The organism is Actinocrinis sp. (genome assembly GCF_035946395.1).
In the GTDB taxonomy this organism is placed as follows: domain Bacteria; phylum Actinomycetota; class Actinomycetes; order Streptomycetales; family Catenulisporaceae; genus Actinocrinis.
Map to the genome: position 1 here is coordinate 1 of NZ_DASYZI010000218.1, position 25682 is coordinate 25682.

At 69.4% G+C, this 25682-nt stretch carries 22 protein-coding genes and 1 pseudogene; 10 read left to right on the top strand and 13 right to left on the bottom strand.

The features are described from left to right. Positions 1-933: chaperonin GroEL (gene groEL / locus VGS97_RS13850; protein WP_326853855.1), on the top strand; the 933-nt coding region annotated here is incomplete at its 5' end. A gap of 488 nt (positions 934-1421) precedes the next feature. On the opposite strand, the pseudogene VGS97_RS29575 reads toward groEL, so the two are convergent. After that, positions 1422-1736: pseudogene (locus VGS97_RS29575) on the bottom strand (WhiB family transcriptional regulator); the annotation flags it as partial. A gap of 854 nt (positions 1737-2590) precedes the next feature. Between VGS97_RS29575 and VGS97_RS13860 the strand changes: the two are divergent. The 6 genes from VGS97_RS13860 to VGS97_RS13885 all read left to right on the top strand — a co-directional run bounded on the left by VGS97_RS13860 (position 2591) and on the right by VGS97_RS13885 (position 9764). Beyond that, a complete protein-coding gene (locus tag VGS97_RS13860) occupies positions 2591-3202 on the top strand; it encodes a response regulator transcription factor (protein ID WP_324840749.1) in 612 nt (203 codons plus the stop codon). A 258-nt stretch (positions 3203-3460) separates the two neighbouring features. Then, entirely contained in the window at positions 3461-4960 is a 1500-nt protein-coding gene (gene guaB, locus VGS97_RS13865; protein ID WP_326853857.1) for an IMP dehydrogenase, read from the top strand. A gap of 337 nt (positions 4961-5297) precedes the next feature. Continuing rightward, positions 5298-6404: a GuaB3 family IMP dehydrogenase-related protein gene (locus VGS97_RS13870; protein WP_326853858.1), complete on the top strand. Its 1107-nt coding sequence runs from the start codon at positions 5298-5300 to the stop codon at positions 6402-6404. Positions 6405-6631: 227 nt separating this feature from the next. Then, positions 6632-7198, top strand: a complete 567-nt coding sequence (locus tag VGS97_RS13875) for a dihydrofolate reductase family protein (protein ID WP_326853859.1) — start codon at positions 6632-6634, stop codon at positions 7196-7198. 50 nt (positions 7199-7248) lie between these two features. Beyond that, complete coding sequence (locus VGS97_RS13880; protein WP_326853861.1) at positions 7249-8949, top strand: glycerol-3-phosphate dehydrogenase/oxidase; 1701 nt, start codon at positions 7249-7251, stop codon at positions 8947-8949. Between the two features lie 92 nt (positions 8950-9041). Further along, the gene (locus tag VGS97_RS13885; RefSeq protein WP_326853862.1) at positions 9042-9764 is read left to right on the top strand and encodes an alpha/beta hydrolase; all 723 of its coding nucleotides are present in this window, start codon (positions 9042-9044) and stop codon (positions 9762-9764) included. 91 nt (positions 9765-9855) lie between these two features. Here VGS97_RS13885 and VGS97_RS13890 read toward each other — a convergent pair whose 3' ends face one another. From VGS97_RS13890 to VGS97_RS13945, 12 genes are all read right to left on the bottom strand, one after another. Continuing rightward, a complete protein-coding gene (locus VGS97_RS13890; protein ID WP_326853863.1) occupies positions 9856-10230 on the bottom strand; it encodes a hypothetical protein in 375 nt (124 codons plus the stop codon). A 126-nt stretch (positions 10231-10356) separates the two neighbouring features. Beyond that, positions 10357-11655 carry a glutamate-5-semialdehyde dehydrogenase gene (locus tag VGS97_RS13895; protein ID WP_349262126.1) on the bottom strand — a complete coding sequence of 433 codons (1299 nt, stop codon included), beginning with the start codon at positions 11653-11655 and terminating at the stop codon, positions 10357-10359. Positions 11656-11702: 47 nt separating this feature from the next. Next, positions 11703-12848 (bottom strand): glutamate 5-kinase, encoded by a 1146-nt coding sequence (proB, locus tag VGS97_RS13900; RefSeq protein ID WP_326853865.1) that lies wholly within the window; start codon positions 12846-12848, stop codon positions 11703-11705. A gap of 88 nt (positions 12849-12936) precedes the next feature. Next, entirely contained in the window at positions 12937-14373 is a 1437-nt protein-coding gene (gene obgE / locus VGS97_RS13905) for a GTPase ObgE (RefSeq protein ID WP_326853866.1), read from the bottom strand. A gap of 121 nt (positions 14374-14494) precedes the next feature. After that, positions 14495-14752: a 50S ribosomal protein L27 gene (gene rpmA / locus VGS97_RS13910; protein WP_326853867.1), complete on the bottom strand. Its 258-nt coding sequence runs from the start codon at positions 14750-14752 to the stop codon at positions 14495-14497. Between the two features lie 6 nt (positions 14753-14758). After that, a complete protein-coding gene (gene rplU, locus VGS97_RS13915; RefSeq protein WP_326853868.1) occupies positions 14759-15076 on the bottom strand; it encodes a 50S ribosomal protein L21 in 318 nt (105 codons plus the stop codon). Positions 15077-15317: 241 nt separating this feature from the next. Then, the gene (locus tag VGS97_RS13920) at positions 15318-18596 is read right to left on the bottom strand and encodes an Rne/Rng family ribonuclease (RefSeq protein WP_326853869.1); all 3279 of its coding nucleotides are present in this window, start codon (positions 18594-18596) and stop codon (positions 15318-15320) included. 178 nt (positions 18597-18774) lie between these two features. After that, positions 18775-19632: a TIGR03936 family radical SAM-associated protein gene (locus tag VGS97_RS13925; RefSeq protein WP_349262127.1), complete on the bottom strand. Its 858-nt coding sequence runs from the start codon at positions 19630-19632 to the stop codon at positions 18775-18777. A gap of 66 nt (positions 19633-19698) precedes the next feature. Then, a complete protein-coding gene (locus VGS97_RS13930) occupies positions 19699-20457 on the bottom strand; it encodes a hypothetical protein (protein ID WP_326853871.1) in 759 nt (252 codons plus the stop codon). Between the two features lie 72 nt (positions 20458-20529). Then, complete coding sequence (locus VGS97_RS13935) at positions 20530-21486, bottom strand: oxidoreductase (RefSeq protein ID WP_326853872.1); 957 nt, start codon at positions 21484-21486, stop codon at positions 20530-20532. A 126-nt stretch (positions 21487-21612) separates the two neighbouring features. After that, positions 21613-22095 carry a glutathione peroxidase gene (locus VGS97_RS13940; protein ID WP_326853874.1) on the bottom strand — a complete coding sequence of 161 codons (483 nt, stop codon included), beginning with the start codon at positions 22093-22095 and terminating at the stop codon, positions 21613-21615. Between the two features lie 136 nt (positions 22096-22231). Further along, positions 22232-23326 (bottom strand): M48 family metallopeptidase, encoded by a 1095-nt coding sequence (locus tag VGS97_RS13945; RefSeq protein ID WP_326853876.1) that lies wholly within the window; start codon positions 23324-23326, stop codon positions 22232-22234. 211 nt (positions 23327-23537) lie between these two features. Between VGS97_RS13945 and VGS97_RS13950 the strand changes: the two genes are divergently transcribed. The 3 genes from VGS97_RS13950 to nadD all read left to right on the top strand — a co-directional run bounded on the left by VGS97_RS13950 (position 23538) and on the right by nadD (position 24843). Further along, positions 23538-23714: a hypothetical protein gene (locus VGS97_RS13950; protein WP_326853878.1), complete on the top strand. Its 177-nt coding sequence runs from the start codon at positions 23538-23540 to the stop codon at positions 23712-23714. 99 nt (positions 23715-23813) lie between these two features. Further along, complete coding sequence (locus VGS97_RS13955; protein WP_326853879.1) at positions 23814-23951, top strand: hypothetical protein; 138 nt, start codon at positions 23814-23816, stop codon at positions 23949-23951. A gap of 106 nt (positions 23952-24057) precedes the next feature. Then, positions 24058-24843 carry a nicotinate-nucleotide adenylyltransferase gene (nadD, locus tag VGS97_RS13960; RefSeq protein ID WP_326853881.1) on the top strand — a complete coding sequence of 262 codons (786 nt, stop codon included), beginning with the start codon at positions 24058-24060 and terminating at the stop codon, positions 24841-24843. Positions 24844-25682 lie beyond the last annotated feature (839 nt).

The following is a 25682-nucleotide window of genomic DNA, read 5'->3' on the forward strand; positions in this document are numbered from 1 at the left end:
GACCTGCTGCCGCTGCTCGAGCAGATCGCGCAGTCACGCAAGCCGCTGCTGATCATCGCCGAGGATGTCGACGGCGAAGCGCTGTCGACGCTCGTGGTGAACAGGATCCGCGGCCTGCTCAATGTCGCCGCGGTCAAGGCGCCTGGCTTCGGCGACCGGCGCAAGGCGATGCTCGAGGACATGGCGATCCTCACCGGTGGCCAGGTCGTGAGCGAGGAAGTCGGCCTGAAGCTTGAGCTTGCCGGGCTCGACGTACTCGGCAAGGCGCGCCGGATCACCGTCACCAAGGACACGACCACGATCATCGACGGCGCGGGCGAGCAGGACGCGATCAACGACCGGATTCGCCAGCTCAAGGCCGAGATCGAGAACTCGACATCGGACTGGGACAAGGAGAAGCTGCAGGAGCGGGTCGCCAAGCTGTCCGGCGGCGTCGCCGTCCTGCGGGCAGGCGCGGCCACCGAGGTCGAGCTCAAGGAGAAGAAGCACCGCCTTGAGGACGCGATCTCGGCCACCCGCGCCGCGGTCGAGGAGGGCATCGTCGCCGGCGGCGGCGCCGCCCTGGTGCACGCGGTCTCCGTGCTGGACGACAAGCTGGGCCTGAGCGGCGACGAGGCGACCGGCGTGACCGTGGTCCGCAAGGCCCTGGTCGAGCCGCTGCGCTGGATCGCCGAGAACGCCGGGTACGAGGGCTACGTCGTCGCCGACAAGGTGTCCGGGCTGGAGGCCGAAAAGGGCCTCAACGCCGCCACCGGCGAGTATGTGGACCTGATCGCGGCTGGCGTCATCGACCCGGTGAAGGTCACCCGCTCCGCGCTGGCCAACGCGGCGTCGATCGCCTCGATGCTGCTGACCACCGAGACCCTGGTGGTCGAGAAGCCGGCTCCGAAGGAAGACGAGGGCCACTCGCACGGCCACGGTCACAGCCACTGACGCCGATCAGCGGCAGTTCGAGTTTGAGCAGGGCCGCCGAATTAGTATCAGCTGAATTAGTACCAGCGAAGAAATAAGTACCGAATTAGTACCGGTGCAGTGTTGGTACTGGTACAGCGAGGTTGGTACCGGCACAGCGGGGCTCCCGTAATCCACGTGGATACGGGAGCCCCGCTCGTTCAGGCCTTGACCAGGGTCTTGCTGCTCTTGCGCGTGGTCGGCTTCTTGGCAGCCGGACGGGTTGACCTGGCCGCCCCGTTCCTGGGCGCCGTCGTCGCCGCGGCCACGGCATCCTTCTTGCTCACGGTGTCAGGCTTCGCCAACGCGTCAGCCTTCACCAGCGCCGGAGACCCGGCGTCAGCCTTCACCGCCACGGCCTCCATCGTCGCAGCCTCCATCACCACTGCGGACCGCGACGCCTCCTTGCGCTCGTTCTCCAGTTCCTTCTTGCGCAGCAGTTTCTCCTTCATCTGCTCCTGCCGCAGCCGTGCCGCCTTGTCCCGGGCAGCCTGAGCGCGCACGAGTGCCTTCTGCCGCGCGTGGTGTTCCTCGCGCTCCTCCTCGGTCATCCCACCCCACACTCCGTACGGTTCCCGCACTTTCAAGGCATGGTCGGCGCACGGTATCTGCACCGGGCAATTCATGCAGATCTCCTTCGCCGCGGTCTCGCGGCTCGACCGGGCCGCACCGCGTTCACCCTCGGGATGGAAGAAGAGCGAGCTGTCCTTGCCTCGGCACAGACCGCGCAGCTGCCAGTCCCAAAGGTCCGCGTTCGGGCCGGGGAGCCGTGAGAAATCGGCCATCGCCGCTGTCCCTCCTCGTTCTCGGCACCCTTGGCGCCGCCCGTTACTGCTCGGTCGCTGTACGTGTCCGGTGGAAACCGTCGAATTCGCAGGTCATCCGGTGATTGGACATGTCATGACAAGGCGTTCGCCGGTAAGGGTGGAGTTATCGGTACTGAGGCCTATACCCATGTATTTGTTAGGTAAGGGAGCGATGTGTGTCTGACCTACGAACGGCCCAGTGCGGCCTCCCCGAATGGCCTACCGGTCAACCCTCCTACCTGCGGAATCGCCACTCGCTCCGAGTTTCGTGGCAGCTACAGTGGAGCGGAAATCGCCGAGCGGACCGGAGTTCCGCACGATCTCGTCGGTGACGCTGCGTATACCGCCATGGACGTCGTACGGTTTGCCGTGGTGGCTCGCCTCATGCGCTCTGGCGTGCCCGTGGCGCGCGCCACCGCGCTGGTTCGAGCGGCGGAAAGTCTGGCGGCCACCGTGATTTGAGCCGCTCAGGGCTTCCCAAACTCAGACGCCGGGGTCCAAACTGGATCTGCGATGACAGTCGGTCACCAAACAGTCGCAGCTTACAAACAGTCACAGCTGTCTGTCTCCCCGCTGTGCGGTTTACCTGCCCAAGCGCGGTCCCGTACGGCTGAGCGAGTGAACGTGGTTTCATAGAAAAAATCGATCTTGAGCTGGGGTGGTCCCGAATTCACCACCCGATTGTGCGTAACGCTTTCGGGTGACGCTCGTTGAGTCAGGACGGAGAGGGCCGGAACCCCCACCCGGTGGGTGCGCTCGCCGGTTTCCGGCCCGCTCGATACACATCCGCGGCTTGCCTGGCAGCAAGTTATCCACAGTGCGTGGAGGCACAAATGACGTCCATCCTGGTCTGTGACGACTCACCGCTCGCCCGTGAAACGCTGCGCCGCGCGGTGGCCACGGTCCCCGGTGTCGACCGGGTCACCACGGCGAGCAGTGGCGAGGAGGTGCTGCGCCGGTGGACCGCCGACCGGGTCGACCTGGTCCTGATGGACGTGCGGATGCCCGGCCTCGGCGGGGTCGAGACGGTGCGCCGCCTGGTCTCGACCGACCCCACCGCCCGGGTCATCATGCTCACCATGGCGGAGGACCTCGACGGCGTCGCCCTCGCCGTCGCGTCCGGCGCCCGCGGCTACCTGCACAAGGACGCATCCCGGGCCGAACTGCGCGCCACGGTCTCGCAGGCTCTCGCCGACCCGACCTGGCGGCTCGCCCCGCGCCGGCTGCGCCCGGCGGAAGTCGGCTCGGCGCCGACGCTGACGGCCCGTGAGATCCAGGTCCTGGAAGGGATGAGCCACGGCCGCTCCAACGCGGAGATCGGCCGCGACCTTTTCCTGTCCGAGGACACCGTCAAGACGCACGCGCGGCGCCTGTTCAAGAAGCTCGGCGCGTCCGACCGAGCGCACGCAGTGGCCCTCGGATTCCGCTGGGGGTTGGTTCGCTGACCGAAGCGAGCCGTGGCCCCCGACTGCGCAGACGCTCCATGGAACGGACATGTCCCATGGAACGGGCAGCGCGGACAGCGCGGGTGCGGCGCCGGAGCCTGACCCCGACCGGGAATTGGACGATTGAGGTCCAGTGAGGTCCAGTGAGATCCCAGGGCCGGACGAGTGAGGTCGCGGGTTCAGCCAACGGGATTAGCGGGTCGGTCTGGGCCGTTAGACTGAACACCTCCCCGCCGTCGGACCCCACCGGAGGCTTCCGTGTCCGTCTCTGACATCCCCGAGAAATTCGGCCTGCTGGGGCTGACTTTTGACGACGTGCTGCTGGTGCCGGCCGTTTCGGACCTGGCCCCCGGCGAGTCGGACACCACCGCCCGGCTGACCCGGAACCTGTCGGTGCGCATCCCGCTGGTCTCCGCCGCCATGGACACGGTGACCGAGGCCCGGATGGCGATCGCCATGGCGCGCCAGGGTGGCGCGGGCGTGCTGCACCGCAACCTGCCCGCCGAGGACCAAGCCGCGCAGGTCGACATGGTCAAGCGCTCCGAGTCAGGCATGATCACCCAGCCTGTCACCATCAGCCCTGACGCCACGCTGGCCGACGTGAACACGTTGTGCGCGAAGTACCGCATCAGCGGCTTGCCCGTGGTGGACCACGAGGGCCTACTGATCGGCATAGTGACCAACCGCGATCTGCGCTTCGAAACGGACTACTCGCGCCTCGTGCGTGACGTGATGACCAAGGCCCCGCTGGTGACCGGCCCGGTCGGCATCTCGGGCGCCGAGGCGATGAAGCTGATGGGCGCGCACAAGATCGAGAAGCTGCCGCTGGTCGATGCCGCAGGGAAGCTGCACGGCCTGATCACGGTCAAGGACTTCACAAAGACCGAGCAGTACCCCAACGCCACCAAGGACGCCGAAGGCCGTCTTGTCGTCGGGGCGGCGGTAGGCGTCGGCGACGACGCGTTCCGCCGCGCGATGCTGCTCGCAGACGCGGGCGCAGATTTCATCGTGGCGGACGTCGCGCACGGGCACTCGAAGGGCCTGTGCGACACCATCGCGAAGATCAAGGCGAACAGCCACATCGACGTCATCGGCGGCAACGTGGTGACCGGTGTCGGCGCTCAGGCGCTCATCGACGCCGGAGTGGACGCGGTCAAGGTCGGCGTCGGGCCGGGCTCGATCTGTACCACCCGAGTGGTCGCCGGAGTCGGCATGCCCCAGGTGACCGCCATCTACGAGGTCGCGCTCGTCGCGCGGCCGGCCGGAGTCCCGGTGATCGGCGACGGCGGCCTCCAGTACTCCGGCGACATCGCCAAGGCCATCGCGGCCGGTGCGGACACGGTCATGCTCGGCTCGCTGTTGGCCGGTTGCGAGGAGTCGCCCGGCGACCTGATCTTCATCAACGGCAAGCAGTACAAGTTGTACCGCGGCATGGGTTCGCTCGGCGCGATGTCCTCACGCGGCAAGGCGGAGGGTAAGTCGTACTCGCGCGACCGTTACGCGCAGCAGGACGTCTCCACGGACGACAAGCTGATCCCTGAAGGCATCGAGGGCCAGGTACCGTACCGTGGCCCGCTCGGAGCCGTCGCGCACCAGCTCGTCGGCGGCATGAAGCAGGCGATGTTCTACACCGGCGCGCGCACCATCGCCGATCTCCAGCAGGCCCAGCTCGTGCGGATCACCTCGGCGGGCCTGAAGGAAAGCCACCCGCACGACATCCAGATGACCATCGAGGCCCCGAACTACCACACGCACTGATGCTGTGCTTAGGCGCTCTTCGGGGTCGGCCGGGGCTTTGCGTGCGGTTGTAGGGTCGTCTGCCGCTGCGCGTCAGCCGCCCCTGCGCCGCGGCCCCGACCGGCCCCAAAGAGATGCGGTGTTTAAGCGCTCTTCGGGGCTGTCTGGGGCTTTGTGCGCAGCTGTAGGGTCGTCCGCCGCTGTGCGTTGGCCGCCCCTGCGTCGCGGCCCCGGTCAGCCTCGAAGCGATGCGGTGTTCGGTTGCTCTTCGAGGCTGGCGCACCGATTCCGGTAACCCGCCGAACGGTAAAGTCGGTCCGGTACCGCACTTTTACGCCGCGCCGGAAGAGGGTCCATCGTGTCCGAGGTCGAGATCGGTCGCTCGAAGCGCGCCCGCGAGGCGTACGGCTTCGACGACATCGCGTTGGTGCCGTCACGGCGTACCCGCGACCCCGAGGACGTGTCGATCGACTGGCAGATCGACGCCTACCAGCTGCGCCTGCCGTTCCTGGCCGCGCCGATGGACTCGGTGGTCTCCCCGGCCACGGCCATAGAGCTCGGCCGGCTCGGCGGCCTCGGCGTGCTCGACCTCGAAGGCCTGTGGACCCGGTATTCCGACCCCGAGCCGCTGCTCGCCGAGATCGCGGGTCTCCCGGCCGAGCGCGTGGTCAAGCGGTTGCGCGAGATCTACGCGGAGCCGGTCAAGGAGGAACTGATCGTCGCGCGGATCAAGCAGATCCGCGACGCGGGCGTGGTCGCCGCAGGCGCCCTCTCGCCGCAGCGTACGGTGCAGTTCTACAAGACGGTCGTCAACGCGGGCGTCGACCTGTTCGTCATCCGCGGCACGACGCTGTCCGCCGAGCACGTCTCGCACCACGCCGAGGCGCTCAACCTCAAGCAGTTCGTGTACGACCTCGACGTCCCGGTCGTGGCCGGAGGTGTCGCGACGTACAAGGCCGCGCTGCACCTTATGCGCTCGGGTGCGGCAGGCGTGCTCGTCGGCTTCGGCGGCGGCTCGTCGCACACCACCAGGAACGTCCTCGGCATCGCGGTCCCGATGGCCACGGCCATCTCCGACGTGGCGGCGGCCCGGCGCGACTACATGGACGAGTCCGGCGGCCGCTACGTCCACGTCATCGCGGACGGCGCGATGGGCGGCAGCGGCGAGATCGCGAAGGCCATCGCGTGCGGCGCCGACGGCGTGATGATCGGCTCACCGCTGGCCCGCGCCACCGAGGCTCCCGGCCGCGGCCACCACTGGGGCGCCGAAGCCTGGCACGGCTCGGTACCCCGCGGCGTCCGCACCCACCTCGGCACGGTCGGCACGATCGAAGAGATCCTCGTCGGCCCCTCCAACACCGCCGACGGCACAATGAACCTGTTCGGCGCCCTGCGCCGGGCGATGGCCACCACGGGATACTCCGACCTGAAGGAATTCCAACGCGTCGAACTGACGGTGTCATAGGGCCGCGTTAGTGTCAGGGGTGCTTGAGCTGTGGGGCCGGGGTCGTGGCGCCTGTCACGCATGCTCGCCTAGTCGTCGAGCGGTGCTCAAATCTCCAGTTTGGGCATCCCACTCCGCCTTGTGATCGCACGCGCCAGACACCGCGCCCTGATCCGACTCCACAGCTCAAACACCTCTTAGGCGGCAAGCACGGTCCGCGGGCACCCCGAGAGTACGGAGTTCTGGTCATGCGAAAGCTGATTGCGACGGTGTTCAACTACTCCCTCGACGGACTTCTGGCCGATGAGGACACCGAGTTCTGGAAGTTCTGCTTCAGCCTGCCTTACAACCGGCAGCCCGACGACCCGGCGCAGCTGGACTTTCTCCGCGGCGCGTACGCACACGTCTTCGGCCGCACCGCCTACGAGTCCATCGCCGCGGCCATGACGGCGTCCACCGACCACCCGTTCTCCGGCATCCTCACCGCCGGGCGCAAGGTCGTCTTCTCCCGGACCCTGAAGACGGCCCACTGGGCCAACAGCACCATCGCCGCCGGTGACACGGCGGAAGAGGTCGACAAGCTCAGGCAGGGCGGCGACGGCCACATCGTGGTCTGGGGCGGGGTCGGCCTCTTTCGCTCGCTCATGCGGCTCGACCTGATCGACGAGCTCCAGTTCAGCGTGTACCCCTATGTCGCGGGCCACGGTACTCGGCTGTTCGACGGCGTCCCCGAGTCCTACCAGCTCGACTTGGTCTCCAGCACCGCCGCCGGCGACGGGGTCGTAGAACTGCGGTACCTGCGAAACCGCGACTAGTGGCGTAACTCGCATAGCGCGCCGACGCTCGAACCCGGCATCGTAGAAGCATGCGCAGTGCGAAGCTCGGACCCGAAGAGCGGCGAGAAGCGCTGGCCGCGCTTTCCGCGACCGAACTGGACGTGCTGGTCGTCGGGGGCGGCGTGGTCGGCGCCGGGACCGCGCTTGACGCGGTCACCCGCGGACTGTCGGTCGGCGTGGTCGAGGCGCGCGACTGGGCTTCCGGGACGTCGAGCCGGTCCTCGAAGCTCATCCACGGCGGCCTGCGTTACCTGGAGATGCTGGACTTCTCACTGGTGCGTGAAGCGCTCAAGGAGCGCGGGCTGCTCATCGAGCGCCTCGCGCCGCACCTGGTTCGGCCCGTGCCGTTTCTCTATCCGCTCACCGGGCGCGGGTGGGAGCGCGCCTACGCAGGCTCCGGTGTGGCGTTGTACGACGCCATGAGCTACTCCTCCGGACATGGGAGGGGGCTGCCCCCGCACCGGCACTTGACTCGGCGTCATGCGCTGCGTATCGCACCGGCGCTCCGAAAGGACGCGCTCGTCGGTGCGATCCAGTACTACGACGCCCAAGTGGACGACGCACGGTTCGTTACGACGCTGGTGCGTTCGGCCGCATCGTACGGCGCGCACGTCGCCAACTGTGCTCGTGTGATCGGCTTCCTGCGGGAGGGGGAGCGGGTCACCGGTGCCGTGGTCCGTGATGAGGAGACCGGCGGCCAGTTCGAGGTCAAGGCGGCGCAGGTGGTCAACGCTACCGGCGTGTGGACCGACGAGACGCAGGCGATGGTCGGTGAACGCGGCAAGTTCCACGTGACCGCGTCAAAGGGCGTGCATCTCGTCGTGCCCAAGGACCGCATCCAATCGGCCTCGGGCATCATCCTGCGCACGGAGAAGTCGGTTCTGTTCGTCATTCCGTGGGGGCGGCACTGGATCATCGGCACGACCGACACGGCCTGGAACCTGGACAAGGCGCACCCGGCGGCGAGCGCGACAGACATCGACTACGTGCTCAGCCACGTCAACAGGATCCTCACGACCGAACTTACCCGTGAGGATGTCGAGGGCGTCTACGCTGGGCTGCGGCCGCTGCTGTCGGGCGAGTCGGACGACACGTCGAAGCTGTCCCGCGAGCACGTCGTGGCGCACGCGGCACCCGGCTTGGTGGTGGTGGCCGGCGGCAAGTACACGACGTACCGCGTCATGGCCGCTGACGCGGTGGACGCCGCGGTGCACGGGCTCGACCGCCGCGGCCCCACGTCGTGCACCGAGACCATTCCGCTGCTCGGCGCGGACGGCTATCCGGCGCTGTGGAACAGCCGGGCCCGCATCGCGGCCGCCAGCGGTCTGCACGTCGCGCGCATCGAGCACCTGCTGCGCCGGTACGGCTCGCTGACCGAAGAGGTGATCGCGCTGATCGAGAAGAACCGTTCGCTCGGCCAGCCGCTTGAAGGCGCCGACGACTACCTGCGCGCCGAGGTGGTCTATGCGGCGTCACACGAGGGCGCGATCCATCTCGAAGACGTCCTCGCGCGGCGCACCCGCATCAGCTTCGAGACCTTCGATCGCGGGGTCCGCTCGGCCCGCCCGGCCGCCGAGTTGATGGCCGAGAGCCTCGGCTGGGACGTCGACCGGATCGAGCGCGAGATCGCCCACTACACCGCCCAGATCGCCGCCGAGCGCGAGTCCCAGCTCCAACCGGACGACCACTCCGCCGACGCCGCGCGCATGGGGGTGCCCGACTTCTCCTGAGCTGCCGAGGATTGGGCGCTGAGGAGTGTCGGAGCCGCCGTATACGCTGATCCTGACGGACCGAGCGGAAGCGGGTGGAAGGAGCGACAGCGGTGGCCACCTACGTGCTGATCCACGGCGCGGCGTCAGACTCCTGGTACTGGCATCGGGTGCTGCCGTTGCTGATCGCGAACGGGCACGACGTGATCGTGCCCAGTCTGCCCGCGTCTGACGACACGGCGGGGTTCGAGGAGTACACCGACACGGTCGTGCGTGCGATGGAAGATCGGTGGGCGCAGGCGATCGTGGATCGCGGGCCACTGATAGTGGTCGCGCAGTCGATGGGCGGTTTCACCGCGCCGATGGTGTGCGAGCGCGTGCCTGTGGACCTGATGGTGTTGGTGGCGGCGATGGTGCCGAAACCGGGGGAGTCCGGCGGTCAGTGGTGGGAGAACACCGGCTGGCAGCGGGCCAAGGACGAGAACGACGCGCGCGACGGCCGGCCGGTGGGTGCGGAATTCGACGTCAGGAGCACGTTCTTCCACGACGTGCCGCCGGAACTGGTCGAGGCGGCTTTCAGTCGGGGTGAAACCAGGCAGTCCAGTACGCCATTTGCGCGGCCCTGGCCGGTGAAACGGTGGCCGGACGTGCCGACACGTTTCCTGCTGTGCCGTCAGGACCGGTTCTTCCCCGCGGACTTCCAGCGCCGCGTCGTGCGCGAGCGGCTGGACCTGGTGCCGGACGAGATGGACAGCGGGCACCTGCCCGCGCTCGCGCGTCCGGTCGAGTTGGCCGAGCGGCTGGAGGGTTATCGCAAACAGTTGGCCCTGGTCTGAGTCGGGCCAGTGTCTGGGCCCGCGCCGAGCTGACTGGGGGTGAGTCGCCGGGGGTGTCTGGAGCGTGACCTCGGCGCGTCAATCGCAGCAGTTATCGCAGCAGTATGACCAAGGCGGTGGCGGCGGCGAGAACGCACGCTGTCACCAGGATCGCCGGCCACAGTCGCAGTGCGGCGAACTGGTGCGAAGGCCGCACCGACCATTGGAGCGGCAGCCCGGACAGGGGTTCGAAGGGTTCGTCGGTGCGCTGATCGGGCAGCCGGTGCCGATGCAGCGCACGGACCTCGGCGGACGGCTCGTGCACCAAGGCGGCCGCGACGAAGGACTCGTCGAACACCGCACCGGTGTCGTCATCGTCGAACGCTGCGTTCTCGGATGCGGGATGCTCAACCACGGCAGGGACCTGGCTTGCGTCTGCGCGGCGGTGCGCGGAACGGTTGCGCTGCTGGGGGAAGCGCTCGGTCACTGAGGAAATGTAACTGAAATGTGGTGAGATCAGTAGGGGGCGGGCGCGCCCGAGAGGGTGCGCGGGATGGATGGCGACGGTGCAACGCACGCGGCCGGCGCCCGGCAAGCCATCCCGTGCACCCTCTCAGCTGTTCGCGTGCCGCGCCCTGGTCTGGCCGTCGCCGATCACGATGTATTTCGTGGAGGTCAGCTCGGGCAGCCCCATTGGGCCGCGCGCGTGCAGCTTCTGGTTGGAGATGCCGATCTCGGCGCCGAACCCGAACTCGCCGCCGTCGGTGAACCGGGTAGAGGCGTTCACGAGCACCGCCGCCGAGTCGACGCGCGCGGTGAACGCGCGGGCCGCCGCCTGCGAGCGCGTGACGATCGCCTCGGTGTGGTCCGTGGAGTACTTGCGGATGTGCGCGATCGCCGCGTCCAGCGAATCGACGACCGCCGCCGCGATGTCGAGTGAGAGGTACTCGGTGTAGAAGTCGTCCTCGGTGGCCGGAACCACGTCCGCGCTGTACGCGGCGACGCGCTCGTCTCCGTGCACCGTCACGCCCGCGTCCTTGAGCGCGGCGAGGGCACGCGGCATGAACGCCTCGGCCACGTCCGCGTGGATCAGCACCGTCTCCGCCGCGTTGCACACGCTGTAGCGCTGCGCCTTCGAGTCGATCAGCAGCTCGACGGCGAGGTCGACGTCCGCGTCGGCGTCCACGTACACGTGGCAGTTGCCGACTCCGGTCTCGATGACCGGGACCGTCGAGCCGGACACCACCGAGTTGATCAGCGCCGCTCCGCCGCGCGGGATGAGCACGTCCACCAGCCCGCGCGCCTGCATCAGTTCCTTGACGGAGTCGTGGGTGTCGCCGGGCACCAGTTGGATCGCGTCGCACGGCAGTCCGGCCCCGGCCAGGGCCTCGCGCATCGTCTCGACCAGTGCCGTGTTCGACGCGCGCGCGGAGGAGGATCCGCGCAGCAGCACCGCGTTGCCGGATTTCAGGCACAGTCCCGCCGCGTCGACGGTCACGTTCGGCCGCGCCTCGTAGATGATCCCCACGACGCCGAGCGGAACGCGGACCTGGCGCAGCTCCAAGCCGTTCGGCAGCGTCGAGCCGCGCACCACCTCGCCGACCGGGTCGCTCAGGGTCGTGATCTTCCGCAGGGCGGCGGCGATCGAGGCGATCCGCTCCTCGGTGAGCGTGAGCCGGTCCACGATGCCAGGGTCCGTACCCGCCTCGCGAGCGCGCCGTGTGTCCTGCTCGTTCGCGGCTACGATGCCTGCTGAGCCGGCAAGCAGCGCGTCGGTGAGCGCGTGCAGCGCCCTGTCCTTCTCCGCACGGGTGCGCACGGCCAGATCTGCCGCGGCGTCACGCGCCCGCCGCGCGGCCTGGATGACGTCCGACTCGGTATCGGCGCTTGCCTCGTTCACCACGCTTTTCAAGGTCACGGCCTCCAAGGTCACAGTCTCCAGGTTACGGGAAGTGTGTCTTACAACACGGCCAGGTCGTCACGATGCACGACTTCGCGTTCGTACTGCGGGCCCAGGCTCGCGGCCAGATCGCGGGTGGAGCGGCCGAGCAGCGACGGCAGTTCGGCCGCGTCATAGTTCACCAGGCCGCGCGCCACGGCGCGGCCGGCGGGGTTCACCAGGTCGACCGGATCACCGGCCACGAAGGTGCCCGACACCGACGTGATCCCGGCGGGCAGCAGCGACAGACGCCGCCGCACCACCGCGTCCACGGCGCCCTCGTCGAGCCGCAACTCGCCGCGCGGCGCGGTGGCGTGGGCGAGCCACAGCAGGCGCGCAGCCGATCGTTTGCCGGTGCGGTGGAACAACGTGCCGACCGACTCACCGGCGAGCGCACGTGCGGCGTACGCGGCCGTGGTGAGCACGACCGGGATGCCCGCCTCGGTGGCGATGCGTGCCGCCTCGACTTTGGTGACCATCCCACCGGTACCGACCCCGGCGCGGCCGGTCGAACCGATCGCCACGCCCGCCAAGTCCTCGGGGCCGCGCACCTCGGCGATGCGGCGGCTCTCCGGTTTGCGCGGGTCGCCGGTGTAGAGCGAGTCCACGTCGGAGAGCAGGACCAGCAGATCCGCGTTGACCAGGTGCGCGACGAGCGCGGCGAGCCGGTCGTTGTCGCCGAACCTGATCTCCTGCGTGGCGACGGTGTCGTTCTCGTTGACGATCGGCACGAAGCCGAGCTCCAGCAGTCGGCTGAGAGTCTGTAGCGCATTGCGGTAATGCGAGCGGCGGGTCATGTCGTCGGCGGTGAGCAGGACCTGGCCGACGCCGCGGCCGTGCCGCGCGAAGGACTGCGCGTAGCGGGCGATCAGCAGGCCTTGTCCGACACTCGCGGCGGCCTGCTGCATCGCCAGCTCGCGCGGGCGCTTCGTCAGGCCGAGCGGAGCCAGGCCCGCCGCGATGGCTCCGGAGGAGACCACGACGATCTCCGCGCCGTCCCCCGGCCGAGCCAGGGCGGAATCGTGCAGGGCGTCCACGAGCGCGTCCACCCGGCCGACGTCGAGGCCGCCCTCGGCGGTCGTCAGCGAGGAGGAGCCGACCTTGACCACGATCCGCCGCGCGGCGGTGACGACATCGCGCCTGCTTGTCCGCTCACCCTCGCTCACGCGCTCAGAATAAGGTCAGCCGGGCGGCGCCGGTCCAACCGTTTCAGTGACCGGAACACCCGCCGCCGACCGTGCGGATCGCATCCGCTCAGCCGTAAAGCCGGTCGTCGGAGCCGCGCGGTCCGTAGTGGGCCTCGTCGGCGAGGGTTGGGCGCCAGTCGAAGATGACCGCGTCGGGGCCGTCGCCGATGACCACCTCGTCGCCCTCGTGCGCGCCCAGCTCCAGCAATGCCTGCTCGATGCCGAGCCGGTTGAGCCGGTCGGCCAGGTAGCCGACCGCCTCGTCGACCGAGAAGTCGGTCTGCCGCACCCAGCGCTCCGGCTTGGCGCCGCGCACCACGTAGTGCTCGTCCTCGAAGGTGAGGGTGAACGGCGCCTCGTCGACCGCCTTGGGCCGGATCACCAAGCGGCCGGCCGCCTCGGCCGGCCGCGCGGCGCGGGCCTTCTCGACGATCTCGGCGAGGGCGAAGGCCAGTTCCCGCAGGCCCTCGCGGCTGACCGCGGAGACCTCGAACACGCGCAGGCCGCGCGCCTCCAGGTCCGGCCGCACCAGCTCGGCCAGGTCCCGGCCCTCGGGGATGTCGGTCTTGTTCAGCGCGACCAGGCGCGGACGCTCGGACAGCTTCCCGTAGTCTCCGGGCCCGGTTCCGGGGTCCATCCGCCGCTCGCCCGACGCCCGCTCGTCCGACCGGCGCTCGCTCTCCTGTACCTGCTCCTCGTACGCGGCCAGTTCGGCTTCGATGACGTCCAGGTCGCTGAGCGGGTCGCGGCCGGGCTCCAGCGTCGCGCAGTCCAGGACGTGCACGAGCACCGCGCAGCGCTCGATGTGCCGCAGGAACTCGTGGCCGAGGCCCTTGCCCTGGCTGGCGCCGGGGATCAGGCCGGGCACGTCGGCCATGGTGAAGACGTGGTTGTCCGCGGTGACCACGCCGAGGTTGGGCACCAGCGTGGTGAACGGGTAGTCGGCGATCTTCGGCTTGGCCGCCGACATCGCCGCGATGAGCGAGGACTTGCCGGCGCTCGGGTAGCCGATCAGCGCCACGTCCGCCACCGACTTCAGTTCGAGCACGAAGTCGCCCGACTCGCCCGGCTCGCCGAGCAGCGCGAAGCCCGGGGCCTTGCGTCGCGTGGTGGCCAGTGCCGCGTTGCCGAGTCCGCCGGGGCCGCCCTTGACCAGCACGAGGCGGGTGCCCGCGCCGACCAGATCGGCCAGCGCCTCGCCGTCCTTCGACTTGACCACGGTGCCGCTCGGCACCGGCAGGACGACGTCCGTGCCGTTCGCGCCCTGACGCAGGTCCCCGGCGCCCGGCTTGCCGTTGCCGGCCACGCGGTGCGGCGAGTAGTGGTACTCGATCAGCGAGGTGACGTCCGGGTCCACGACGAGGACCACGTCGCCGCCCCGGCCACCGTTCGCTCCGTCCGGCCCGCCGAGCGGCTTGAACTTCTCCCGGTGCACGGAAGCGCAGCCGTTGCCGCCCTTACCGGCCGCGACGTGAAGCATCACGCGGTCCACGAAGGTGGCCATCGTTCCGTCTCTCCTGGTGCATCGGGTACCACGGTTCTGTCAGGTACCAGTCATGACAGTACGCCGGGTCGAACGATCCGACCCGGCGTACTCGGGGGTATGTGCGTGCCGCGTGCCCGGATCAGGCGTCGGCGGTCACGATGTTGATGACCTTGCGGCCCCGGTGCGTGCCGAACTGCACTGCACCAGCGGCGAGCGCGAACAGGGTGTCGTCCTTGCCGCGGCCGACGTTGTCGCCCGGGTGGAAGTGCGTGCCGCGCTGGCGCAGGATGATCTCGCCGGCGTTCACCACCTGGCCGCCGAAGCGCTTGACACCGAGCCGCTGCGCGTTCGAGTCCCGGCCGTTGCGGCTGGACGAGGCGCCCTTCTTGTGTGCCATCTCAGGTTACTTCTTCCCGGTGTCGATGCTGGTGACCTTGACCGTCGTGTACTTCTGCCGGTGGCCCTGGCGCACCCGGTAGCCGGTCTTGTTCTTGTACTTGAGGATGTCGATCTTCGGCGCCTTGATCTCGGCGACGATCTCGCCGTGGACCTTGACGCCTTCGAGCACCCACGCGTCGGAGGTGACCGAGTCGCCGTCCACGACGAGCAGTGCCTTCATCTCGACCGGGGTGCCCGGAGCGCCGACGATCCGGTCGACCGTGACGACGTCGCCGACGGCGACCTTGTGCTGCCTACCGCCGCTGCGGACGATCGCGTACACCGTTACTCCTGCGGGTTGCCTACGCCTGCGCGCAGAGCGATGTGTGTCGCCGCGACAAGCTGAGACTGTCGATTGACTGGTCCGGCGCGGCACGGGATGCCACGGGACGGGGGCGTGTCGGGAACACGCCGAAAAGAAAGCCTACGGACCCGGTACCGCTGCGGTCAAACTGGCTCCGGCCGGTCGGCGACCGTGGGCGCTGACGACCACGATCGCCGACGAATGCCGGACAGCTGAACGCCTAGGACGCTTCCGCCGCCGACTGCTCCGCCGCCGACTGCGGAGTACCGGCCGGCCGACTGGCCGCGCGGCGGCGCTTGCGCGGCCGTCCGGTGTCGATCAGCGCGTTGCTCAGCTCGTCGCCCGTCGCGGCAACCGCGTCCGGATCGTCCACGTGCGCCTTGAGGTTGATCGGCGCGGCGGGAACGGACGCCTCGGCCGCGGTGCCCGGCTCGTGGGCCTCCAGCGACCAGTCCGAGTTCATCGAGTCCATCGGCGTAGCCGCCATGTCCTCACTCTCGTGGTGCTTGCCCTTACGCCGTCGGCGCCTGTTGGCCCGGCTCTCCGCGGCACTGCCGACGTGGTGCGTGCTGGCGCCGTGCGCGTGTACGTCGCCGCCGGCGTGCTCGTCGTGGTCGTCTGTGTGGTCGACGATGGACACCGAGCGCTCCACCGACTTGCGGCCGTGCGGCTCCACCGGGTCCATGTGCACGATGATCCCGCGGCCGTTGCAGTGGTCGCAGGTCTCGGAGAAGGCTTCGAGTAGGCCCTGGCCGACCCGCTTGCGGGTCATCTGCACCAGGCCGAGCGAGGTGACCTCGGCCACCTGGTGCTTGGTGCGGTCACGGCCCAGGCATTCGAGCAGGCGGCGCAGCACCAGCTCCCGGTTCGATTCGAGCACCATGTCGATGAAGTCGATCACGATGATGCCGCCGAGGTCGCGCAGCCGCAGCTGCCGGACGATCTCCTCGGCCGCCTCAAGGTTGTTGCGGGTGACCGTCTCCTCCAGCGAGTTGCTGCCCTGGCCGGTGAACTTGCCGGTGTTCACGTCGATGACGACCATCGCCTCGGTGCGGTCGATCACCAGCGAACCGCCGCTGGGCAGCCACACCTTGCGGTCCAGCGCCTTGGCCAGCTGCTCGTCGACGCGGTACACGTTGAACACGTCGGTGTCGCTGGTCCAGTGGTTCAGCCGCTCGGCGAGCTCGGGGGCGACGCCGGACAGGTACTCGTGGATGGTCTTGTACGCCTCGTCGCCGGAGACGAGCAGCTTGCTGAAGTCCTCGTTGAAGATGTCGCGGATCACCCGCACCGTCAGGTCGGGCTCACCGTACAGCAGCGCGGGGGCGTTGGCGGTGCGCGAGCGCCGCTCGATCTCCTCCCACTGCGCGATCAGCCGCTCGACGTCGCGGGCCAGCTCCTCCTCGCTGGCGCCCTCGGCGGCGGTGCGCACGATCACGCCGCCGTCCTCGGGCACGACCCGCTTGAGGATCTGCTTGAGCCGCGTGCGCTCGTTGTCCGGCAGCTTGCGGCTGATGCCCATCATCGAGCCGCCGGGGACGTATACCAGGAAGCGGCCGGGCAGCGAGATCTGGCTGGTCAGCCGGGCGCCCTTGTGGCCGATCGGGTCCTTGGTGACCTGCACGAGCACCGGCTGCCCGGACTTGAGCGCCGACTCGATCCGCTTCGGCTGGCCCTCCAGCCCGGCGGCGGCGAAGTCGACCTCGCCCGCGTAGAGCACCGCGTTGCGGCCCTTGTTGATGTCGACGAACGCCGCCTCCATCGACGGCAGCACGTTCTGCACTTTGCCGAGGTACACGTTGCCGACGTAGGACACCGACGACTCGCGGTTCACGTAGTGCTCGACCAGGACGCCGTCCTCAAGCACGCCGATCTGGGTGCGGTTGGCGGACTGGCGCACCACCATGATCCGCTCGACCGACTCGCGGCGGGCCAGGAACTCGGCCTCGCTGACGATCGGCGCGCGGCGGGACCGGGTGGAGCGGCCGTCACGGCGTCGCTGCTGCTTGGCGGCCAAGCGCACCGAGCCGCGCACGCCGAGTACGTCGTCGCCGGTGCGGATCGAGTCCGGCTCGGCGGCCCGGCCGCCGCGGCGCTCGCGCGGTTCCCGGATCTTGACCACGGTGTTCGGCGGGTCGTCGGACTGCGTGCCGCCCGCGGCCAGGTCCTCGGCGGTCTGCCGGCGGCGACGGCGGCGACGGCGGCGACTCGACCCGTCCGCCGACTGCTCGCCTGAGAGTGCGGCGCCGTCGTCATCGCCGTCCTCGGCGTCGGACTCGTCGGCGGCCGGGCCTGCGGCTGCGACCGCCTCGGCCTGCTGGTCATTGCGGCCGCGGCGACGGCGGCGACGGCGCGACTCGCGCTCGGTGCCGTGCTCCTCCTCGTCGGCGCCGGATCCAGCGCTGGTCGCTGCGGGCTGCTGCGGCTCGTCCGCACCCGCGCCGGCTGTGGGCGACGTAGGCGCCGTGGACGACTTGGGCTGGGTCTGCGGTGCGGTGGCGGACCGGGTACGCCGGGCCGGCTCGGCGACGACCGGTGCCTGGAAGATCAGCGTTCCGGGCCTCAGCGGTGCGGCCGGGGCCGACGGCCGGGACAGCGCGAACGCATCCTCGTCCTCGTCGAGTCCCGTCCCGTCGAGTTCGTCGTCTTCGGACGCGGTGTCGTCAGATGCTGTGTTGTCGGAAGCAGTGTCGTCGGCGCCCCAGGCGGCCTCGATCGCGGCCGCTTCGATCGCCGCGGTCTCCGCGTCCTCCTCGGCCGCTTCGACCAGCTCCGGGTCGGTGGCGGGCGGCGCCAACTCCGCAGCCGCTCGCTGGGTGGGCGCCGTCGCGCGCTTGCGGGTGCGGCGCGCCCTGGTCGCGGGCTGAGCAGGGGACTGCCCGGTTTCCGTCGCGGTCTCGGTCGCGTTCGTCGGCGCCTCGGCGGCAGTACGCGCCTGCGCCGGTTCGGCCGATTCCGGCGTGACTTCGGAAACCGCCTCGGCAGCCACGGACTCGCCGCCGCGAGAGCGACGGCGAGTGGTGGTCTTCCGTGCGGTCTTCTTCGCCGGTGCGTCCGGCGCGGCGGCCTCAGCGGCCACTTGTTCGGTGGCCGCTGGTTTGGTCGCCACTGATTTGGTCGCAGCTGGTTTGATCGCAACTGGTTCGGCGGCAGTCACGCTTTCAGCCGCCTTGGCGACCGGCTCGGCAACCGCGGCGGCCTTCTTGCCGACCCTCTTGGCTGCGGATTTCGTGGCGGCGTTCTTCTTGGTGGCCCGGGCGCGCTTCGCCGCAGGGGCGGCCTCGGCTGCGGATTCGGTCGCACCGCTCTGTGCGGTGCTGTCCCCCGCGGCGCCGTTCTGCGTGGTACCGCTCCCTACAGCGCCCGCTTCGGCCTTCGGCTGTCCGGCGGGACGGCTGGCCGCGCGGCGGCGGCGCGGTGTTGTTGCGGATGAGTCCGCTGTGGACTCGTGGCCGGGTTCCAGGCCGGAGCCGGAACCGTTGGGCTCGTGATCGAGCATTCGGGTGGTTCTCCCGTCATGGCCACCGGGCGCTCGGACTCCACCGGATCGATGGGCGTCGGCGCCGCGCGGCGGCTCGTCTGTACGTACTGAAGTCAGGTGGGCCGGATCGGGCGTCTCGCCGAGTCGGGCCGTCGTGCCGGCGCCGGCGCGCAGAACGCGCGGCACCTGCGAGCAGTCATACCCCGGAAACCGGGGTGTTGATGCTCAACGGCCCGGAATTCGCCGAAGCGCTCCGGTCCAGGGTCATCGGGTCGGCCACCGGCCACGTCCCGGGCCCGGTCGCAGGCTCGGCGTCTGCCGCCGCGCCGGGCGCGGCCTGAGTGAGCGGACCTTGCGCCAGCCTGGTCACCCTTGGGGCGACCGGCGGCACCAAGCCGCCGACGGATCCGAGTCCGGTCAGGACATCGTCGGGACGGACGGCCGGCGTCGCGTGCCGGACGACCACTTGCAGTATCGCACAGGCAGACGAGAGGGACTTGTCTGCCGCGTCCGCCGAGCCTTCGACAACTGTGAGCGACACAACGGCTGAACGGGTGTCGAAGGTGCGCATCCCGGACTTCATCAGGCGCTTCACCTCAACCGTCTGCGCGGTGAGGAACGCGTCGACTGCGTGGTGAGCCTGTGCGGGCTCGATCCCGGGCAACTCGATCCGCCAGACCGACGCCTCCAGCCGTTCGACGAGCGACGGTGTGGCGGCCTCGACGATCTCCAGAATGTCCAGGTCAGGCGGCAGCGCGGCGTCAACGGCGATGCGCAGCGCCTCGGGGTCGACCCGGCGCGCGACCCCGATCTCGACGTACTCCGCCTCGCTCGCGGTGCCGGTCGGCGCGGCCCCGGCCCAGGAGATTTTCGGGTGCGGCGAGAATCCGGCCGAATACGCCATCGGCACCTGCGCACGGCGCAGCGCGCGTTCGAACGCACGTTGAATATCCCGGTGGCTGGTGAAGCGCAGCCTGCCGCGTTTCGCGTAGCGGATCCGCAGCCGCTGGACCACCGGCGGCGGGGGAGGGCCGTCTGGGGTGCGCTGGGCCAGTTTTCTCACCGTTTCTCGCTCCGACGGAAAGGCTCCTGGTCCAGGGTAAGCCCGGCAGTGGCGCTGTCAGTGCAGCGTCCGGACGCGCTGAGCGAGGATCCCGGCGAGTTTCGGCAGGTCGATTTCCGTGGCCTGGCCTTGCAGCAGCGAGTTGTCGACCACCATCACCGCGGTGCCGATGCGCACGGCCGCGCCGTTCATGACCATCGTCTGCCCGCCGATCGCCACCGTGACCGTGAAGCCGACGGACTCGTCGCCGAGCTTCGGCCCGGGGACGACCTTGACCGTCGCGCTCTGCGTAGCACCGCTGGCGTCGGAGGCTTGGAACGAGCTGCACCGAGTGAGCGCGGCGCCGAGCTTGCCTGTGAACGTCGTCGCGTACGCGTCGTAGAACTCAAGCAGCGTCTCGTCGAACTCGCCGAGCCCAGAGGGCGGGGTAAAGGCGTCGCTGGCGTACGAGGCTTCACCGAGGCCGTTCTGTCCGACCGTGTTGATGAGGTTCAGCACGGTGTTGCAGTCCGCGGTGTCGAGGTTCACGGTCGCCGCCGCGGCAGACAGGCTCGTGCCGCTGTTCTGCGCGCCGATCGATTCCTCGGTGAAGTCGTGTGGGATGTCGGCGGACGTGAGCAGCATCGCCTTGAGCCGCGTGCCGTCCGGTACGTCGTGCGCCGTAGACGCCGCAGATCCACCCTCGGACGTGCTCGCGGTGCTACTGCCCGAGCACGCGGACAGGCCGAGCGCCAAGACGGCGGCGCCGACGCCGATACTGGCGATCGCGCGCCCGCCTATCCATCTGCGTACCACCTGGCCGGTCCGATGCACCATGCGGGCACTGTAGCCCGCCACCTTGGTAGGCCGTCTTCAGGCTGACTTTGCCGTCAGAGCAGCGCAGCCACATCACGCGTGCGCGGCACGCAGTTCCTGGTAGCCGACGCCGGTCGCCTCCACGGACGCCACCCACAGGTGATCGGCCAGCTTCGCATCGCGCGCGGTTCGGCTCGGTCTGATCCGTACCGGAGTGCCGCGTACCGCGAGCTGTGGCCCGATGAACTCGCCCCCCGCCGCCGTCGGGTTCGTCGCCGCATAGAGAGACGGCAGAGCGCCCGCGGCGGTGGTCTGCGCGCTCAGACCGGCCGAGGCACGCGCGGCCGGTCCGATCACCGGGCGGCGCCCGATCGTCGCCTTCGCGACCAGTTCGGAGCGGGTGATGCCCGGATGCACCGGGATCGAGCGCAGCGCGGCCGAGCAGGCACGCGCCCGGCGGTCCAGCTCACGGGCGAACAGCAGGTTCGCCAGCTTCGAGCGGAAGTAGCCGAGCCAGCGCGAGCCGTCCGGCAGCACCTTGAAATCGGCCGGCTCGGACAGGGCGGCGCCGGTCCACAGCCGGTGCCCGAGCGAGGAGACGGTCACCACCCGGGCCGATTCGGCGGCCAGCAGCAGCGGCAGCAGACGGCCCGTCAGGGCGAAGTGCCCGAGGTGGTTGACGCCCAACTGGAGTTCGAATCCTTCGGCGGTCAGCTCGGGCGGCGGGGCCATCAGGCCCGCGTTGTTGACCAGCACGTCCAACTGGCCGGCCCGGTCCGCGATCTCCTCGGCGGCGTCCTCCACCGAGTCGAGGCTGGCCAGGTCCATCCGCACCACTTCGACCGCGGCCCCGGGATGACGTGCGACGATCTGCTCGCGAGCGCGCGCGCCGCGCTCCGGGTCGCGACAGCCGAGCAGAGTGCGGGCCCCACCCCGGGCCAATTGCGCCGCCGTCTCCAACCCGATCCCGCTGGACGCCCCGGTCACCAGCGCGACCCGGCCGTGCAGGTCGGGCATGTCGGCGGCGCGCCAACCCTTCCACTGCACCATACGAACAGTTTTGCGGAGGGCTGACGCGCCGTCCATGCTCGTGAGGTACCTGAGCCGGCAGCGATCCGCCGCGGCCCGGCTGACGGAGAGTCACCCCACGGTGTACGGCGCGATCTGCGGCACCGCCTACAGCAGGGCCTTGATCGCCGCGACCACCCGCGGGTCGTCCGGCTCCACCCGCGGGTTGAACCGGGCCACCACGTTGCCCTCGCCGTCGAGCAGGAACTTCTCGAAGTTCCACCGGATGTCCCCGGTGTAGCCCTCGGTGTCGGCGGTCTGGGTCAGCTCGTCGTAGACCGGGTTGCGGTTCTCCCCGTTCACCTCGATCTTCGAGAACAGCGGGAAGGTCACCCCGTAGGCGGTCGAGCAGAAGGTGGCGATCTCCTCGGCGGTGCCCGGCTCCTGCTCGCCGAACTGGTTGCACGGGAAACCGACCACGGAGAAGCCTTGGCCCGAGTAGGTCTTGTGCAGTTCCTCAAGTGCCGTGTACTGCGGGGTCAGCCCGCACTGCGACGCGACGTTGACCACCAGCACCGCTTTGTCGGTGTGCTCGGCGATGCTGGTCGGGCTGCCGTCCAGCGCCGTCAGCGGGATGTTCTTGATACCCATGCGGGCCACTCCTCGGGATCGGGTCTACCGGGACTCTGCCGATTCACAACGCGCCGACTCGCAACGCGCCGACACACGGTGTCTATTCGCGGTGCCTATTCAGGCTGTGCCTACTCAATCAGGCGCGCGGTCCGTGTCAGTTCTCGGGGTCGTCCGGTCCGGGACGCGTATCGTCGTCGCCCGGCCGCTGACCCCACCTCCGGTACATAGCGCCGCCGATGCGGTCGCCGATTCCCGAGGCGTCCCGAGCGAAGTCACGCAGCTTTTGCATCAGCGGGTCGGTGCTGTTACGCACCGAGTCGGCGTACGAGTCCGCCGCCGCCTTGGCGTCCTCGGTCGCCGACGCGGCGGCGTCCCCGTCCCGGCGCGGGTAGTCCCCGTCGAGGATCCGGTTGTACGTACCCGACTCGACCCACCGGGTCAGCTCCAGCGAGCGCACCGAGGGGAACGGGTGCGTCTGGTCCCGGGTCAGCAGCAGCTTCAGTATCGAGTCGCGCAGGTCGCCGCCCGCCTCGTACTCGCGCGCCTGGTCGATGAAGGCGAGCGGGTTCATCTCGTGCAGGTGCGCCCCGCCGGCCATCTTCATCTGGGTGCGCACGGCCGCCTCGATGTCCTGCCCGACCAGCAGCCCGGCCCGGTCGCTGGACAGCTCCGCCTTGCGGAACCACTCAAGCAGCGCGGTGACCAGCGCCTGGATGCCGAGCTGGCCGCCGGGCAGCCAGGCCACCGCCCCGCTGAGGTTCATCAGCCAGATCAGCATCGTGCGATAGACCGCGTGCCCGGAGAAGGCGTGCCCCAGCTCGTGCCCGACGACGAACCGCAGCTCCTCCTCGTCGAGCAGCTCGACCAGGCCGGTGGTCAGCACGATCACCGGCTTTTCCAACCCGATCGTCATCGCGTTGACCAGCGGGAACTGCTGCACGAAAAGCTGCGGGCGCTCCTCGATGTCCAGCGTCTGGCAGGCGTCGGCCAGCATCGCGTCGAGCCGGGGGAACTGGCGGTCGGAGACCTGGACCGCGTTCGCCAGCAGCATCAGCCGCAGGTTGCGCTCGCCGATCAGGCCGCTGAGCCGCTTGAGCAGCGTGTCGAACCCGCTGAGCTTGCGCAGCGCGGTCAGCGCGGCCCGGTCGGCCGGATGCTCGTAGGCGCGCGAGCTGATCTGCGGGAAGCTCCTGCGGTTGCGGTCGGGAACGTTGTCGGCCGGTTCCGCGGGCTGCGAAGGCTGTGACATGGACTGACCCCCTGGTGGAGTGCGGGTTGTTCCCGACTTCCCACACTACCGACCCGGCGTCCGCCAAGGCGTCGCCCGACGCAGCGTAAACGGCCATCCTCGAACTCGGCCGAGCTTTCACTGCGGCTGAAGGTTCGACCGCCGCCGCTGCGCGTCGACCGGCCCTGCGCCGCTGCCCGGCCGAGTTCGAGGATGGCGTATGGTCTGATTCGTGCATGTAACTCATCTCATCCACCTAGCAGCGGCCAACACGCCGGACAGCACCCCACCCGGGATCTTCCTGAGGCTGTTCATCTTCGGCGGCCTCGCGCTCGTCGTGTTCATCGCGTGGTTCGTCCTGCGTGGATACCGCGATTCGGGCGATCCGCACGACAAGAACCGCAAGTAACCACCCTCATCGCGCGACGCACGCGGCGGCGCTCTATATTTGGCCCAGCCAGGCAGCTGGACCGGCCACGGCAGTCGATCGGACGTAAGGACGGACACGGTGCACGCGCTTACCGTTTTGGCAGAGGGCGGGAACAACCGCTACGCGGGCATCAACCCGGCGCTCAACGCGACCGTGGTGATGATCATCTTTGTGGTCCTGCTCTTCCTCGTCACCCGGCTCAACCGCGACAAGTAAAAGCACCGGGCGCGACCGGTTATCCGGATGAGCAAGGCGGCGCGAAGCGGACAAGTCGTCCACGTGCCGGTGTAACCGCGAGGCGAGCCAGGTAGGGTCGGTGCGCATGAGCGTCCCCCAACCCGGCCACTCGCAGTCCGGCCCCGCGCCGACCGTGGACGTGACCGCGTCGTACGCATCTACAGTCGCCGGGGTGTCCGGGCGTCCTGCCCGCGTCGGTGTGATGGGCGGCACCTTCGACCCCATCCATCACGGCCACCTGGTGGCGGCCAGTGAGGTCGCGTCGCTGTTTCACCTCGACGAGGTGGTGTTCGTCCCGACCAGCCAGCCCTGGCAGAAGACCAATCGCCGGGTGTCGTCAGCCGAGGACCGCTATCTGATGACGGTCATCGCCACCGCCTCGAACCCCCGGTTCACGGTCAGCCGGGTGGACATCGACCGGGGCGGCCCGACGTACACCGTGGACACGCTGCGGGACCTGCGCGCCGAACGCGCGCCGGGCGCCGAGTTCTTCTTCATCACCGGCGCCGACGCGCTGGAGCAGATCTTCACCTGGCAGAACGCCGACGAACTGTTCGAGATGGCGCACTTCGTCGGCTGCACCCGGCCGGGCCACCAACTCGCCGACCCGGGCGTACCTGCGGGCAAGGCCTCGCTGGTCGAGATCCCGGCGCTGGCGATCAGCTCCACAGCCTGCCGCGAACGGGTACGCCACGGCGAGCCGGTGTGGTATCTGGTACCGGACGGCATCGTCCAGTACATCAACAAACGCGGCTTGTATCGGGACCCCGCCGACGCCGGGTTGCATCTAGGCCGCCCGCACACCACGTCGGCTGACCCCACGTCAGCCGACGCGCCGTCACCTGCCGACACCGCAGAGGAGGCGCCGTGAGCGGACCCGGACGCCGCCGGAAGTCGAATCCGGAAGAGGAAGGCAGCCTGCCCGCGCCGCCAAGGCCGCCCGCAGGCTACCCGCAGCAGGCGCCACAGCAGCCGGAGCAGAGCTACGCGTACGACTGGCGCCAGGCTCCCTCCGCGCAACCGGACATGGCGCCAGGCCCGGTCTTCGACGCCTTCTCGTCGCCACCCCCGGCCTCCCACCAGCCGGTCGGCTCCGATCAGTCGGGCTACTACAACCCCGTCGGCCATAGCCTGCACGACCCGTACTCATCCACGGCCTACGCAACTCCACCGACGAGCTACGCGGCCCCACCCTCAAACTTTGCACCCCCGCAACCGCCCACCACGTCACCGTACGCAACACCACCATCCCCACCCGCCCCGCAGCCGTCCTTCCCCCAACAGCAGCCCGCACCCCCCCGATTTGACGCCCAATCACCCACTTCGCCGCCAACCCCGTCACGCACTGCGTCGCCTACTGCATCTGCTCCACCTACTTCACCTGCGTCCGAACCCGCCGGTCTCTTCGACGATTCCGATCTCTTCGACTTCGACACAGGCCAGTCCCCCACCTCACACCCCTCGGCCTCGACTTCCGTCTCCACCTCTACCTCGACTTCGACGATCGACCCCGCCCCCGCCACCGGCACGAATCCAGTCGTGCCGCCTCCCGCAGAGGGTGCGCCGCGTCCCAACGACGGCTACACCGCCGCCGACTTCGCGTTCCTGGAGGAGTCGACCGGGCATGACGTCAAGGGCTGGCTGACATTCGTCGAATCGCGTGCGGACAGCCGCGCAGACCGGGTCAAGCGCTTCCGTATGAAGCTGATA